This is a genomic window from Kocuria sabuli (assembly GCF_040981185.1).
GTDB classification, from domain to species: Bacteria; Actinomycetota; Actinomycetes; order Actinomycetales; family Micrococcaceae; genus Kocuria; species Kocuria sabuli.
In genome coordinates this window covers 110,240-124,899 of sequence record NZ_JAVHZE010000004.1, presented here as the reverse complement: position 1 = coordinate 124,899, position 14,660 = coordinate 110,240, and the positions used below count along the sequence as shown (strand labels likewise).

The 14,660-nt window shown below is 73.6% G+C and carries 14 protein-coding genes and 1 riboswitch; of the genes, 4 read left to right on the top strand and 10 right to left on the bottom strand.

Annotation, left to right across the window (positions count from 1 at the left end; genetic code table 11):
- Window positions 1-50: 50 nt before the first annotated feature.
- The 4 genes from RE027_RS06190 to RE027_RS06175 all read left to right on the top strand — a co-directional run bounded on the left by RE027_RS06190 (window position 51) and on the right by RE027_RS06175 (window position 4,088).
- A complete protein-coding gene (locus tag RE027_RS06190; protein WP_368807378.1) occupies window positions 51-1,952 on the top strand; it encodes a BCCT family transporter in 1,902 nt (633 codons plus the stop codon).
- An 86-nt stretch (window positions 1,953-2,038) separates the two neighbouring features.
- Window positions 2,039-2,587, top strand: coding sequence for a low molecular weight protein-tyrosine-phosphatase (locus tag RE027_RS06185; RefSeq protein WP_368807377.1), 549 nt, complete (start codon window positions 2,039-2,041; stop codon window positions 2,585-2,587).
- A complete protein-coding gene (locus RE027_RS06180; RefSeq protein ID WP_368807376.1) occupies window positions 2,584-3,177 on the top strand; it encodes a nucleoside/nucleotide kinase family protein in 594 nt (197 codons plus the stop codon). Before RE027_RS06185 ends, RE027_RS06180 begins: the two co-directional genes overlap by 4 nt.
- 29 nt (window positions 3,178-3,206) lie before the next feature.
- Entirely contained in the window at window positions 3,207-4,088 is an 882-nt protein-coding gene (locus RE027_RS06175; RefSeq protein ID WP_368807375.1) for an aminodeoxychorismate lyase, read from the top strand.
- Between the two features lie 9 nt (window positions 4,089-4,097).
- On the opposite strand, the gene RE027_RS06170 is transcribed toward RE027_RS06175, so the two are convergent.
- From RE027_RS06170 to RE027_RS06125, 10 genes are all read right to left on the bottom strand, one after another.
- Window positions 4,098-4,895, bottom strand: a complete 798-nt coding sequence (locus tag RE027_RS06170) for an energy-coupling factor transporter transmembrane component T family protein (protein WP_368807374.1) — start codon at window positions 4,893-4,895, stop codon at window positions 4,098-4,100.
- The gene (locus RE027_RS06165; protein WP_368807373.1) at window positions 4,892-6,634 is read right to left on the bottom strand and encodes an ABC transporter ATP-binding protein; all 1,743 of its coding nucleotides are present in this window, start codon (window positions 6,632-6,634) and stop codon (window positions 4,892-4,894) included. Before RE027_RS06165 ends, RE027_RS06170 begins: the two co-directional genes overlap by 4 nt.
- A complete protein-coding gene (locus RE027_RS06160) occupies window positions 6,631-7,239 on the bottom strand; it encodes an ECF transporter S component (protein WP_368807372.1) in 609 nt (202 codons plus the stop codon). The genes RE027_RS06165 and RE027_RS06160 overlap by 4 nt, the downstream gene beginning before the upstream one ends.
- A gap of 92 nt (window positions 7,240-7,331) precedes the next feature.
- Window positions 7,332-7,452, bottom strand: a riboswitch (TPP riboswitch).
- 119 nt (window positions 7,453-7,571) lie between these two features.
- Window positions 7,572-7,844, bottom strand: coding sequence for a DUF4235 domain-containing protein (locus RE027_RS06155; RefSeq protein WP_368807371.1), 273 nt, complete (start codon window positions 7,842-7,844; stop codon window positions 7,572-7,574).
- Between the two features lie 58 nt (window positions 7,845-7,902).
- On the bottom strand, window positions 7,903-8,361 hold the full coding sequence (gene mnhG / locus RE027_RS06150) for a monovalent cation/H(+) antiporter subunit G (RefSeq protein WP_368807370.1): 459 nt from the start codon (window positions 8,359-8,361) through the stop codon (window positions 7,903-7,905).
- 5 nt (window positions 8,362-8,366) lie between these two features.
- Complete coding sequence (locus tag RE027_RS06145) at window positions 8,367-8,639, bottom strand: MrpF/PhaF family protein (RefSeq protein ID WP_368807369.1); 273 nt, start codon at window positions 8,637-8,639, stop codon at window positions 8,367-8,369.
- Window positions 8,636-9,310 (bottom strand): Na+/H+ antiporter subunit E, encoded by a 675-nt coding sequence (locus RE027_RS06140; RefSeq protein ID WP_368807368.1) that lies wholly within the window; start codon window positions 9,308-9,310, stop codon window positions 8,636-8,638. Before RE027_RS06140 ends, RE027_RS06145 begins: the two co-directional genes overlap by 4 nt.
- Complete coding sequence (locus tag RE027_RS06135; RefSeq protein ID WP_368807367.1) at window positions 9,307-10,947, bottom strand: Na+/H+ antiporter subunit D; 1,641 nt, start codon at window positions 10,945-10,947, stop codon at window positions 9,307-9,309. The genes RE027_RS06140 and RE027_RS06135 overlap by 4 nt, the downstream gene beginning before the upstream one ends.
- Window positions 10,944-11,435, bottom strand: coding sequence for a Na(+)/H(+) antiporter subunit C (locus RE027_RS06130; RefSeq protein ID WP_368807366.1), 492 nt, complete (start codon window positions 11,433-11,435; stop codon window positions 10,944-10,946). Before RE027_RS06130 ends, RE027_RS06135 begins: the two co-directional genes overlap by 4 nt.
- Entirely contained in the window at window positions 11,432-14,554 is a 3,123-nt protein-coding gene (locus RE027_RS06125; protein WP_368807365.1) for a Na+/H+ antiporter subunit A, read from the bottom strand. The genes RE027_RS06130 and RE027_RS06125 overlap by 4 nt, the downstream gene beginning before the upstream one ends.
- Window positions 14,555-14,660: the final 106 nt, after the last annotated feature.

Genomic DNA, 14,660 nt, shown 5'->3' with positions numbered 1-14,660 from the left:
CACCGTGCTCCGTCGCGACACCGTACCCACCCCACCACGCAGGAGGATTCGTGAGCACTCCGCCTCAACCACCCCATCAGGACACGGGGGAAACCGGCCCGCCCGAGCCGAAGGCGACCAGTCGCCACGAGCGCGGGTCGAAGCGGCTGCAGAAGCCGGACTCGGGCTACCCGCACGGTATCCACCCTGCGCTGGTCCCCGGCATCGCCGTGGAGGACCGCAACCTCAGCTACGGCACCGACAAGGTCGTATTCTTCGTCACCGCCGTCTGCATCCTCGCCTTCATCGCCTGGGGCGCCCTCTCCACCGAGACCTTGACCGCGGCCTCCGGGGCCGCACTCGGCTGGGTCACCGCCAACACCGGCTGGTTCTTCACCGCACTGTCCACGGTGGCCGTGCTCTTCATGCTCTTCGTGGGCTTCGGCAAGACCGGGCGCATCCCGCTGGGCTTGGACGGGGAGGAGCCGGAGTACTCGTTCTTCGCCTGGCTCGCCATGCTCTTCGCCGCCGGCATGGGCATCGGCCTGATGTTCTACGGCGCCTCCGAGCCGATGAGTCACTTCACCAGCGGAGTCCCCGGCTTCCCGACGACTCCGGAAGCCGCGGAGATGACCGTCTTCGCCCTTGTCCAGACCGCCTTCCACTGGGCCCTGAACCCGTGGGCCATGTACGCCGTCGTGGGCGGGGCCATCGCCTACGGCACCTACCGGCGCGGACGCGCCCCGCTGATCAGCCGCATCTTCGTGCCCCTGATCGGCAAGGACCGCGCCGAGGGTGGGCTCGGCCGGCTTATCGATATCTTCGCCCTCTTCGCGACCCTCTTCGGCACCGCGGCCTCCCTCGGCATCGGGGCGCTGCAGATCTCCCGCGGCCTGGAGATCGTCGGCGGCTGGGGACCGTTCGGCAACATCGGACTGATCGTGATCATCACCGTCCTGACCGCCGCGTTCGTCGTCTCCGCCGTCTCGGGCGTGGCCCGCGGCATCCGCTACCTCTCCAGCATCAACCTGGTGCTGGCACTGCTGCTGGCCGTCTTCGTCTTCGTGGCCGGTCCCACCGTCCTGTTGCTGGACCACATCCCGGCCGTGTTCAGCACCTATCTGCAGGACTACTTCTGGATGACCGGACAGACCGGCGCCTGGGGCGAGGACGCCGCAGGCTTCACCACCGCCTGGACCGTCTTCTACTGGGCCTGGTGGCTGTCCTGGTCACCCTTCGTGGGCATGTTCATCGCCAAGATCTCGCGTGGGCGCACGCTGCGCCAGTTCGTGACCGTGGTGCTCGTGGTGCCCTCCTCGATGTGCGTCCTGTGGTTCATCGTGATCGGCGGGACCGCCATGTACCTGCAGCAGAGCGGCACGGACCTCGCCGGGGCGGGCGGCCAGGAAGCGATGCTCTTCGCCATGCTGGACGCGCTGCCGCTGGGCGCGATCACCTCGATCCTCGCGATGGTCATCATCGGCATCTTCTTCGTCACCAGCGCCGACTCCGCCTCCATCGTGATGGGCACCCTGTCCTCGCGCGGGGATCCGGAGCCGAACAAGGGCATCGTCATCTTCTGGGGGCTGTCCCTGGCTGGCATCGCCGTGGTCATGATGCTTGCGGGCGGCAGCGATGCCCTCACCGGCATGCAGAACCTCGTGACCGTCTCGGCCCTGCCCTTCGCCGTGGTCGTGGCGTTCTTGATGATCTCCTTCTACAAGGAGCTCCACAACGACCCGGCGACCATCCGCGCGAGGTTCGCCACCGCAGCGGTGCGCAATGCCGTGGTCCAAGGCATCGAGAAGCACGGCAACGACTTCGCCCTGCGGGTCAGGCACGCCGAGGGCGACCGCTCCGCCGGGGAGACGTTCGACCCCCACGCCCCGGTCGTCACCGACTGGTACCGGCAGGTGGACGAGGACGGCAACGAGCTCGAGCACGTGTACAAGGAGCAGGAGACGAACACCTGAGCCGATGCCCTGCTCCAGTGCGGCCGACGCCCCCGGGCGGCGGCCGCACTTCTCGTCTCGGGAGCCTGCGGCTTAGACTGCGCGCTATGTATTCGATCGTGGCCGTGTGCACCGGCAACATCTGCCGCTCGCCGATGGCGGAGCTCGCCCTGCGCCGCGCCTTCGAGGCCGCCGGCCTCGGCGGGCGCGTGCGCGTCGACTCGGCCGGCGTCAGCGACGAGGAGCTCGGCAACCCGGTCGACCCCCGGGCCGGGGACCTCCTGCGCCGCGAGGGCATGGACGCCTCCGCCCACGCCGCCCAGGTGTTCGACCCGGTCCGGTTCGAGGACCGCGACCTGGTGCTCGCCCTGGACGTGCCCCACTGGCGGCGGCTGCGCGAGCTCGCCCCCGACGGGCCCAGCGCCGCCAAGGTGCGCCTGCTGCGCGAGTTCGACCCCGCCGCCGCCGGGGCCGAGCACACCGAGCTGGGCATCTACGACCCCTGGTACGGGGGCGCGGAGGACTTCGAGACCACCTACGGCATGATCGCCGCCGCCGTGCCGGGGGTCGTCCGAGCCGTCGCCGAGGAGCTGGGCACCGCGCCCGGGGAGACCGGCGCGGGCCGGGACCGGGCACAGGACGCCGGGCGCCCGTGATCGACATCGAGCTGGAGCTGGACCCGGCGGTGGCCCAGGCCAATCCCGCCGGCACCAACCTGGCGCGGCTGCTCCCCGTCCCCACCCACCGCCCGTACCTCGTGGGCATCGACGGGCGCTCGGGCGCGGGCAAGACGACCCTGGCGGAGCAGCTCGCCGCGGTGCTGCGTCCCGTGCGGGACGTGACCCTCTTCCACCTCGAGGACCTCTACCCCGGCTGGGACGGGCTCTGCCCCGGCACCCGGACCTACGTGGACGAGGTCCTCACCCCCCTGTGCGCCGGCCGGGACGCCGAGTGGAGCGCCTGGGACTGGCTCACCGGTTCGCCCGGCACCCCCCGGCTGACCCGGGTCGCGGAGGTCGTCGTCCTGGAGGGCGTCGGGGCGTGCAGCGCCGCCGCCCGTGCGCTGCTCGACGTCTCGGTGTGGGTGGAGCTGCCCACGGCCCTGCGCTACGACCGCGCCCTGAGCCGGGACGGCGCCTACTATGCCGAGCACTGGGACCGGTGGGCCGCCCAGGAGGACGCCTACCTGGCGGACGACCACGTCTGGGAACAGGTGGACATCCTGCATCCCGGCCCCGTCCACTGAGCGGCCGGGCGCACCGACAGGAGGAAACCGTGACCAGCACCGTCGTCGTCCTCGACCCGGCCCGCCCCGGCGGCGTCCTCGCCGACCCGGCCGTCCCCCTGGTGCGCGTCGACGACCAGGGCCTCACCCGCGGGGACGGGGTCTTCGAGACCCTGCGCGCCGTCGACGGGCGCGTGCAGAAGTTCGGGGCCCACCACCAGCGCCTGTCCGCCTCCGCCCGCCTGGCCCAGCTGCCGGTGCCCGCTGCGCAGGAGGTGCGCGAGGCCGTCGAGCTGGGCCTCGCCCACGCCGCCCCCGGCGGGAACGGGGGGCTCGGCGCCGAGCACAGCGTCAAGGTCGCGATCAGCCGCGGCACCCCCGAGGACGGACCGTGGTCGTGGGTCGTGGTGACTCCCGTGCCGGAGTCCACGTTCCGGCAGCGCCGGGAGGGCGTGGCCGCGGTGCTGCTGCCCCGCGGCCACGACCCGGCCCAGGACTCCGGCTACCCGTGGCTGCTGCCCGGGGCCAAGACCCTCTCCTACGCGATCAACATGGCCGCCCTGCGGCACGCCCGCTCCCTCGGCGCGGACGAGGCGGTCTTCACCACCGAGGACCGCCGGGTGCTGGAGGGGGCCACGTCCTCCGTGGTCTGCGCCCGCGTGCGCGGGGACCGCCGGGTCCTGGTGACCCCGGAGCCCTCGCACGGGATCCTGCCGGGCACCACGCAGGCCGCGATCTTCGCCGCCGCCCGGCGGGACGGCTGGGAGCTCGGCTACGGGCCGCTGTACCCCGCCGACCTCATGGCGGCGGACGCGGTGTGGCTCGTCTCCAGCATCCGGCTCGCGGTGCCGGTGCGCCGTCTGGACCACCAGCCCCTGCCCGTGGACCCGGAGCTCACCCGCCTCGTGACGGGCTACGTCGCGCAGGCCTGAGCCCGGGGATCAGGCCCAGATGAAGCGGTGCGTGCCCAGCAGGACGGACACCGCCGGGCCCGCGACCGCCGCGGCCGCGCACCCGGTGAGCACCACGGCGTCCGCCCGCGAGTACCCGGGGACCCGGGCCCAGGTGCGCGGGCCCGCGCCGAAGCCCCGGGCCTCCATGGTCACCGACAGCCTGGTGGCCCGGCGCAGGGACTGCACCAGCAGGGTGAAGGCCTGGCCGCCGAACTCCCGCAGGGCGCCCACCGGGCCGTGCCCGGAGCCGGCACCGCGGGCCCGGCGGGCCATCGCGAGCGTGGTCCACTCGGTGAACATCACGCCCACCAGCCGCAGCGCCGCCAGCGACGCGAGCACGAAGCGGGCCGGCAGCCGGACCGTCTGGGCGAGGCCGTCGGCGAGGTCGGTGGGATCGGTGCTGAGCACCACCACCAGCCCCGACAGCGCCAGCGCGAGCCCGCGCAGGGCGATCGCCGCGCCCGCCGCCACCGAGCCCGCGGAGAGCTCGGTGACCCCGAGGTCCAGCAGCACCGGCCCGGAGTCCTCCGCGAGCAGGGCCGTGCCCCAGCCGCTCACCAGCGCCGCCAGCAGCAGGGGCCAGGCCCGCAGCAGCAGCGCGAGCGGGCGGCGGCCGGCGCACGCCAGCAGCCCGAGCTCGCACAGCAGCACGATCCCGGACGTCACGGGGTCCGCGCTGACCACGAGCACCACGGTGAGCAGCAGGGCACCGGCCAGCTTGACCACGGCGTTCGCACGGCCGAGCAGGGACGCACGGACCGCCGGGGCGATCACCGGGGCGCTCATCGGACCGGTTCCCGCGCCGGCCCGGGCACCGCGCTGGGCGCGGCCCCGGGGTCCCCGGCGGACGGGCCGGGGAGGCCGGTGAACCGCCCCGGCGCGCCGGGGAGGCCGGCACCGGATGCCGGGGCACCCGGTGCCGGACTCCCCGGCGCCGGACTCCCCGGCGCCGGGACGCCGGAGGACCCCAGCTCCAGCACCTCGGCCCCGAGGGCGCGCACGAAGTCCTCGTCGTGGGTCACCGCGAGCACGGCCGTGCCGTCGTCCACGAGCTCCACGAGCAGGTCCACGAGCTCGGCCCAGGTCAGGGCGTCCTGGCCGAACGTGGGCTCGTCCAGCACCAGGACGTCCGGGTCCGTGGCCAGCACGGTGGCCACGGACAGCCGCCGCTTCTCTCCCCCGGAGAGGGTGAAGGGGTTGGCCCCGGCCAGGTGGGCGAGCCGGAGTCGGCTGAGCAGCTCGTCCGTGCGCCGGTCCCGCTCGGCCGCGGGCGTGCCCGCCAGGCGCGGGCCGTGCTCGAGCTCCGCCCGCACGGTGGCGCGCAGGAACTGGTGCTCGGGCTCCTGGAAGACCGTCCCGATGCGGGCCACGAGATCCCGGCCGCTCCAGGCCAGCGGATCGGCGCCCGCCCCGCGCGCCAGCGCCGGACCGGCCGTGACGGCTCCGCGCACGGGGGCCAGGAGCCCGGCCAGGGTCAGCGCCAGGGTGGACTTGCCGGCGCCGTTGGGGCCGGTCACCGCCACGGCCCGGCCGCGGCGCAGGTCCAGTCCGATGCCCGCCGCGGCGACGGGCAGGTCCCCGCCCGCGGCGGCGTCCGACAGCGGCCGGCCGCGCCGCGCGGCCCGGCGCCGGGCGCGCAGCTGCCGCGCCGAGGGCTGGGTCCGCGAGACCGCGAGCCCGGCCGCGCCCAGCAGCGGCTCCCCGTCCTCGTCCTGCGCGCGGGCGGGCACGCGGGTGGGCGGGATCCGCCCCGGGACCCACACCCCGGCGCGGCCCAGCTCGTCGGCGGCCGCGCCGAGCACCTCGGCCGGGCTCCCGTCGTGGCTGATCCCGCCGTCGCGGCCGAGGACGACGACGCGGTCCACGGCCTCGGCCCACACGGCCACGCGGTGCTCCACGACCACGAGGGCCGCCCCGCTGCGGTCGAGGCACTCGACCACGGCGTCCCGGACCTGCAGCACCCCGGCGGGGTCCAGGTTCGCGGTCGGCTCGTCCAGCAGGAGCAGGCCCGGTCGCATCGCCACCGCGCCCGCGAGCGCGAGGCGCTGCTTCTGCCCGCCGGACAGGGCGGCGGTGGGGTGCTCGAGCGGCAGGGGCAGCCCCACGTCGTCGAGGGCGGCGCGGACCCGCGGCCAGATCTGCTCCCGGGGCACGGCGAGGTTCTCGAGGCCGAAGGCGGTGTCGTCGCCGATCCGGGACAGCACCACCTGGGACTCGGGGTCCTGCTGCACGAGCCCCGCCCGGCCGCGCGCCCGGTCGGGGTCCGTGCCGTCGAGCAGCAGCTCCCCGCTGCGGGAGAGCCCGTCGTCGTCGTGCAGGACCCCCGCGAGGGCGTGCAGGAAGGTCGACTTGCCCGCCCCGCTGGGCCCGAGCAGGAGCACCCGCTCCCCCGGCTCGACCACGAGGTCGATGCCCCGCAGGGCAGGGGCGTCCCGGCCGGGGTGGTGCCAGCCGAAACCCCGGGCCTCGACGCGCGCCCCCGCAGCGGTGGGCGCACCGGGGCGCCGCCCCGGCGAGGCGGTCATCGCCGCGCGACCCGGCCCGAGGCCAGGCCCTGCAGCACGCCCGTGGCCGCGAGCGCCTTGACCACGGCCCACATCAGCAGGCCGGCGAGCACCGCGCCCGACACGACCGAGAAGACCAGGTAGGCGATCTGGTGACCGAGGGCCCACTCGTAGTTGGCGAGCACGTTCGAGGTGATCCCCAGGAACAGACCGCTGACCGCGCCGGCGGCCACGGCGACGGCTGCGTTGAACCGGCGGTAGCGCACGGCGGCGAAGACGAGCTCGGCCCCGAGGCCCTGGATCAGGCCGTAGAGGACCACCGTCCAGCCGAAGTGCGTGCCGAGCAGGCCCTCGAGGACCGCGGCCAGCAGCTCGCAGAACAGGGCGGCGCCGGGCTTGCGGATGATCAGGCCGCCGAGCACGCCGGCCACGAGCCAGCCCCCTCCGATGAGGGCCGTCCCGGGCGGGTAGGCCACCGAGGCCGCGGCGGTCAGCGGGTAGAGCAGGTTCGACCACGCCCAGAAGACGACCGCGCACACGGCGGCGAGAACGGCCGCCACGACGATGTCGACGACGCGCCAGGACGTGCGGGCACGGGCTGCGGGACGGTGGGTGGTGGTGTTCATCGGACGTTCTTCCTCCTGGGCTCTGCGAGCCATCGGTACCAGGAGGGGACGGGACGCCACGGGCCGCGCCGTCGGCGCGCACCCGGGGTGCACCCCTGAGATGCTCGACTCCCTTCGCCGGTGCTAACCGGAGCAGGTTCGAGGGTCTGCGGCGATCCGCACTCTCAGCGCCGCGCCGGCCTTCCGGCGGGCAGCGCTCCCCTGTCGTTCAGTGCCCCGAGTCTACCCCGGCCGCGCACCGGCCTGCTCCCCGCACGCGCAGGGGGCCCGTCCCGCCGGGGACCGATGCGGTGTCCGGCGGAACGGGCCCCCTCACGAGGTGCCTGCGGAACTCAGACCTCGGCCTGGCTCTTGGCCTTCGGCTTGTCCTCGTTCTCCATCTTGGCGACCTGGCGGGAGATGGCGACCTTGATGACGGTGCCCACGAGCCCCGTGACGAGGGACCAGATGATGATGCCGGTCCACGCCTCGTCCGGGTCCGGGTTCTTGGCCGGGGGCGGGTTGCCGGTGGCGCGCGTCCACACCGAGCCGAGCACCTTGTGGGACAGGGCCACACCGCCCAGCGAGAGGCCGGTGCCGGCGAGTTCGAGGATCTTCGTGTTCATGGACTGCTGCTCCTTGTCGTCGGGGCGGCGCGGGTGCGCCCGGTCGATCGTGCCCAGCCTAACGCGTCCGCCCCGATCCGTCAGTCTGCTGTCCGTCGACGTGCCGGCCGTCGGCGCGCCGGCCGTCCGCGGCCGGTGGCCCGGCCGGGCCCGGCTCGCCGGTGCCCCGCTCGCCGGTGCGGTTGAGCACCTCCTGCAGGTCGTCCTGCGTCAGCGTGGCCCGGTTGAGGTGCTTCGTGCGGTACGTGGAGCGGCCCACCATGTGGGCCGAGACCGGCACGGTGAGCAGCTGGAAGACCCAGCCCAGCACGATGAGCGGGACCATGACCGGGTCCCTGTTCTCCAGGGCGACGGCCGTGAGCAGCAGCAGCAGCCCAAAGACCTGCGGCTTGGTCCCGGCGTGCATGCGGGTCAGCAGGTCCGGGAACCGGACCAGGCCGATCGCGGCGGCGAGGGACATGAGCGCGCCGAGCACCATGCACACGGCCGCGGCGGCGTCCAGGACGGTGTCCAGCACGGCGCTCACTTCCCGTGCTCGGCGGTCTGGGTGGCGAAGCGCGCCACCGTGACGGACCCGATGAAGCCGACCAGCGAGACGATCACCATGAGAATCAGGTTGTCGAGGTGGCCGTGGTAGGCCATCTCCACGGCGAGGGCGGCCGCGACGATGGCCAGCAGCACGTCCGTGGCCACCACGCGGTCCAGCAGCGACGGGCCCTTGGCGAGGCGGTAGAGCGCGCCTGCGGTGGCCGTGCTGAGCAGCACGGCCGCCACGGCCACGGCGATCTCCATCACGGGCGGTCCTCCTCGGGGGTCTCGGTCGGGACGTCCGTCCGACGGCCGCCCACGATCTGCTGCCCGGCCGTGACCGGGGAGCCGATCGCGGCGCTGTCCCGCTGCTCCGCGGCCGCACGGCCTCCCCCGCGGCGCTCGGCCCGCAGGGCGGCGAGCTCCTCCCGGGAGCCCATGATCCGGATCCACGCGGCCTCGACCTGCCGCACCGACCGGCGGAAGGACTCGGCCTCCTCGGGGGTGCGGACGTTGAGCGCGTGGAAGTACAGCGTGGCCGTGGCGCGGTCGACCTCCACCACGAGCGAGCCGGGGATCAGGGTCATGGTGTGGCCGGTGGCCGTGAGGAGCAGGTCCGAGCGCGTGCGCAGGCCGACGCCCACCACCGCGTTGCGCGCCCGGGGGCCCACGAGGACCGCGATCAGCATGACCTCCACGCTGGCCTTCGCGACCTGCCACACGAAGGTGACGGCGAAGAGGGCGAACTGCAGCGGGTCGAACCGGCCCGAGAGCTGGACCGGGGGCAGGTAGAGCACCCAGGTCACGAGCAGGGCCAGGACCGCGCCGAGGATCAGGTTCCCCGGGCCGAAGTCCCCCCACAGGGCGCCCCACACGAACACCAGCCACACCAGCAGCGGGAGCTCGACGAGCAGGGAGTTCTTGGGTCGCCGGCTCACGGGGCCTCCTCCACGACGGGGCGGGGGGCCGAACCGGGGTCCAGCACGGCACCGACGTAGCGCTCGGGCCGCACGAGGTTCTCGGCGGCGTTGTCCGCCAGCTGGAACAGCGGTCCCGCGAAGACGGTGAGGGCCACGCCCACGACGACGAGCGCGGAGGCGCTGCCGAGCATCGAGGGGGACATCAGCCGCACGTCGCCCTTGCCGGAGAACCGGCCATCCTGGTCGTCGACGGCGCCGGAGGTGAGCAGGAAGCGCGATCCCGCGGGGACCGGGGCCAGCAGGATCGGGTCCGGATACTCCGCGTCCTGCGGCGTGCGCAGGAAGACGCGGTTCCACACGCGGACCATGACCAGCAGGGTCAGCAGGGAGACCGCCACGGAGCCGGCCACCAGCACGTAGGCGAGCGGGTCGCCGCGGTTCACACCGGCCTGCAGGAGCCCCGTCTTGCCGAGGAAGCCGGAGAACGGCGGGATCCCGCCGAGGTTGAGCGCGGGCACGAGGTAGAGCACGGCGAGCAGCGGGGAGATCTTCGCCAGGCCCGCGAGCCGGTCCACGTTGGTGGACCCGCCGCGGCGCTCGATCAGCCCGGCCACCAGGAACAGGCTGGTCTGGATCACGATGTGGTGGGCCACGTAGTAGACCGTCGCGGACATCGCCTCCTGGGTGCCCACCGCCACCCCGAAGATCATGTACCCGATGTGGCTGATGAGGGTGAAGGAGAGCATGCGCTTGAGGTCGATCTGGGCGAGCGCGCCGAGGATGCCCACGACCATGGTGAGCAGCGCGACCCACATCAGGAGGGTGTCGAGCTGCTCCCCCGGGAACAGGACGGTCTCCGTGCGGATGATCGAGTAGACCCCCACCTTGGTCAGCAGCCCGGCGAACACGGCGGTGACGGGGGCGGAGGCCGTGGGGTAGGAGTCCGGCAGCCAGAAGGACAGCGGGAAGACCGCGGCCTTGATGCCGAAGGCGATGAGCAGCATCAGGTGCAGCTGCATCTGGGTGCCCACGGGCAGGTCCGCGAGCTTCCCCGAGAGGTCGGCCATGTTGATGGTGCCCGTGGCGGCGTAGACCATCGCGATGGTGATCAGGAACAGCACCGAGGAGATCACGGAGACCACCACGTAGGTGACGCCCGTGCGGATCCGCTGGACCGTCCCGCCCATCGTCATGAGGACGTAGGACGCGGTCAGCAGGATCTCGAAGCCCACGTACAGGTTGAACAGGTCGCCCGCGAGGAAGGCGTTGGACACGCCGGCCACGAGGATGAGGAAGGAGGGGTGGAAGATCGAGATCGGGCCCTCCTTGTCGCCGTCGGCCACGCCCTGCCCGCTGGCGTAGACCAGCACCGCGAGCGAGACGACCGTGGAGACCACGAGCATCAGGGACGAGAGCTGGTCCACGACCATGACGATGCCCCAGGGCGCCGCCCAGCCGCCCAGGTGGACGGCCTGGGGGCCGGCCTCCCACGTGCTCGTGAGCACGGCGACCTCGATCGCGAGGGTCAGCACGAGGGAGCCGATCGCCACGGCCCGCTGCAGGGCGTTGCGCCGCAGCAGCACGAGGCCCAGGGCCGCGCCCAGGAAGGGGATGATGACGGCCAGCGGGGCCAGCTGCGCGAGGTGGACGGTCATCGGGGCTCCTCCCGTCGGGTCGCCGGGGCCCCGGGGGCCTCGAGGGCCTCGTCGGGGTCGTAGCGGCGGGGCGCCTCGTCGAACTCGGTCGTGTCGGCGGGGACCTCGGCGTCGTCCTCCACGTCGTAGGACGACTGCCGCGCCACGCGCCGGTCCTCCACGTCGTCCTGGATCTCGTCCCGGCGCCCGAGCACCCAGGAGCGGTAGATCATGCCCAGCAGGAACGCGGTCACGGCCAGGGAGATCACGATGGCCGTGAGGATCAGCGCCTGGGGCAGGGGGTCGCTGTAGTCCTCCGCGGGGACCGACCCGTCGTAGAGGGGCGCGAGGCCCGGGACGCCGCCCGCGTGCAGGATCAGCAGGTTCGTACCGTTGGTGAGCAGCATCAGCCCGAGCAGGACGCGGGTGAGCGAGCGCTCGAGCAGCAGGTACACCCCCACGGCGTAGAGCACGCCCATCACGACCAGCAGGGTCAGGTTCACGCTCATCGGTGCTCGTTCCCCTCGCCGGCGCCCGCGCCGGCCGTCGTGATCGGGATGGGCGACGTCGCCGACGCGGCCACGGACGACCCGGCGACCCCGGACGCCGCCCGCCGCTGCCGCGTGACCCGGATGCGCGTGCCGCGCCCCGAGGTGCGCCGGTCACGGCGCACGGCGTCCTCCTCGATCCGCTCGTCGATCCGCCCGCCCAGCGAGCGCAGGATGTCGAGGACGAGCCCGACGACGATCAGGTAGACCGCCACGTCGAAGACCAGCGCGGACACGAACTTCTCGTGGCCGAAGACCGGCAGGTCCACCTCCACCGTGTAGCTCTGCATCACGGAGCCGCCCAGGAACACCGGGGTGAGGGCGTAGAGCGCGGCGAGCGCCAGCCCGGTCCCGAGCATCGTGCCGGCGTTGATCGGGGTGGACCGCTCCAGTTCGTAGCGACCGCCCGCGAGGTAGCGCACGGTCAGGGCCAGCCCGGCCATCAGCCCGCCGGCGAAGCCGCCGCCGGGGTCGTTGTGCCCGGCGACCAGCAGGTAGAGCGAGACCATCATGAACGTGTGGAAGAGCAGGCGGGTGATCACCTCGAAGACGATGGAGCGCCGCTCGGGGGCCAGGGTGCGTCCCGCCAGCAGGTACGCGTCCTCCGCCGGGTCCTCGGCGGCCCGGCGGTCGAGGACGGCGTCCAGGCTGCCGCCGGACGGGACGACGGCCGCCGAGCTGCGCCGGCGGATGATCCGCAGCTGCTCGGTGGTCGGGTCGTCGCCGGAGCGCACGATCCGGTCCCCGCGCCCCGTGACGAAGATCAGGGACGCCACGCCGGTCGCGGCGAGCACCAGCACCGTGATCTCCCCGAACGTGTCCCACGCGCGGATGTCCACGAGGATGACGTTGACGACGTTCTGGCCGTCGCCCATCTCGTAGGCCATCCGCGGCAGCTGCCGGGAGATGGGCTCGGCCGTGCGGGAGGAGATGCTGAAGGCCGCGAGCGCCATCATGAACAGCCCGAAGGACACGGCGATGGTGCCGCGCAGGAGGCGGCGCCCGGCGGGGTTGCGGTGCCACAGCGGGGCGGGCAGCGAGCGCAGCGCGAGCACGAAGGCCACGAGCAGGACGGTCTCGACGAGCGTCTGCGTCAGGGCGAGGTCCGGGGCGCCCTGCAGGGCGAACAGCAGCGCCAGGCCGTAGCCCGTGACCGAGACGAGGAGCACGGCGAGGAAGCGCTTCGTGGCCAGGGGCACGAGCAGGGCCGCCACGACCATGGCCACGCCGGCGATCAGCTGGGCCGGTCCGTCCGAGACCCGCAGGGCCCCCAGCGGCGGGGTCTCCTCCACGACCAGGCCCACGAGGGGCACGACGATCGCCGTGACGAGGATGACCGAGAGGTAGAACATCAGCGAACCGCGCTGCGTGCGCCCGGTGATCCACACGGCCGCGAGGTCCAGGCCGTTGACGGCCCGCCGGTAGAGCAGCTCGCCCCGGGGCATCGAGGGCAGGGCGCGCTGGAGGTCGGCGACGCGGCGCCTGGCGAGGTACATCAGCAGCCCGCCCGCGATGATCAGCGCCGACAGCCCGAGGGCGGGGGTCGGCCCGTGCCACAGGGCCAGGTAGAACTCGTGCTCCCCCGCAACGGGGAACTGGTCCACGTAGGGCTGCAGCATGGCGTTGACCGGCTGCGGCCAGAGGCCGAAGACCACGGTGAGCACGGAGAGCACGAGCGGGGCGGCGAGGAACGCCGGCTCGACGCGCTGCATGTCGCTGATCACGGCCTTGCCGCCCACCCCGGCGTCGAGCTCGGAGAACGCGGCGGACTTCTGCGCGAAACCGCCCCACACGAACCGGGCGCTGTAGGCGAAGGTCAGCACGGAGCCGACGACGAGCCCGGCGAGCACCGCGATTCCGGCCGCGCTGTCCACCTCGTGGGCGAACGCGGTCAGCACGGACTCCTTGGCCACGAAGCCGGCCAGGGGCGGCAGTCCCGCCATGGAGGCCGCGGCGACGAGCGAGACGGCGAACAGCACCGGCACGCGGCGGGCGAGCCCGGACAGCCGCCGGATGTCCCGGGTGCCCGCCCGGTGGTCGATGATCCCGACCACGAGGAACAGCGTGGCCTTGAACAGCCCGTGCGCGAGCAGCATGGCCAGACCCGCCTGCGCCGTGTCCGCCGCGCCCCGGCCGACGACCACCACGAGGAAGCCGAGCTGGCTCACCGTGCCGTAGGCGAGGATCAGCTTGAGGTCGTACTGCTTCAGCGCCGCCCAGCCGCCGAAGAGCATGGTGCCCAGGCCCAGGACCATGACGGTGGGCTGCCACAGGGCCGTCTCGGCGAAGCCCGGGGCGAAGCGGGCCACCAGGTACACGCCGGCCTTGACCATCGCGGCGGCGTGCAGGTACGCGGACACCGGCGTGGGCGCCGCCATCGCGGCGGGCAGCCAGAAGTGCAGCGGGATCAGCGCGGACTTGGTCACGGCCCCCACCAGCAGCAGGAGCACGGCCACGTCCACCAGGGTGCCGCGCTGCGCCAGCGCGGGCGCCGCCGCGAGCACCTCGGAGATCCGGTAGGTGCCGGCGGCCTGGCCCAGCATCACGATGCCCACCAGCATGGCGAGCCCGCCGGCGGTGGTGAGCACCAGGGCCTGCAGCGCCGCCCGGCGGGCGGACAGGCGGGTCCGGCTGTAGCTGATGAGCAGGAAGGACAGGACGGTGGTGATCTCCCAGAAGACGAACAGCAGGAGCATGTCGTCGGCGGTCACCAGGCCGAACATGGCCCCGGCGAAGGCGAGCAGCTGGGCCCCGAAGCCGCCGAGGTCGCCGGCCCCGGGCTTGAAGTAGCGGGCGCAGTAGAACAGCACCAGGGAGCCCACCCCGAGCACGAGCAGGGACATGGTCCACGCCAGGGCGTCCATCCGCAGCACGAGGTCCAGCCGCAGGGACGGGATCCACTGCCCGCCCTCGGTCCAGCCGCCGCCGGGACCGTAGACGCGCGGGGCGGAGGCCAGCAGCCACACGAAGCCGGTGAAGGGCACCGCGGCCAGGACGTAGAAGGCGCTGCGCCCCATCCGCGCGAACAGCAACGGCGCGACGACGGCCGTCACTGCGTGGAGCAGGAGCACAGCGGTCATCGATCGCCTCCGGGGGCGGGGAGAGTGTCGGCGGGCGGGCGTCGTGGCACCCGGACGCGGGCACGGAGGACCTGTGCGGTCACGGGGTGTCCGGGGCGCCCCCGGG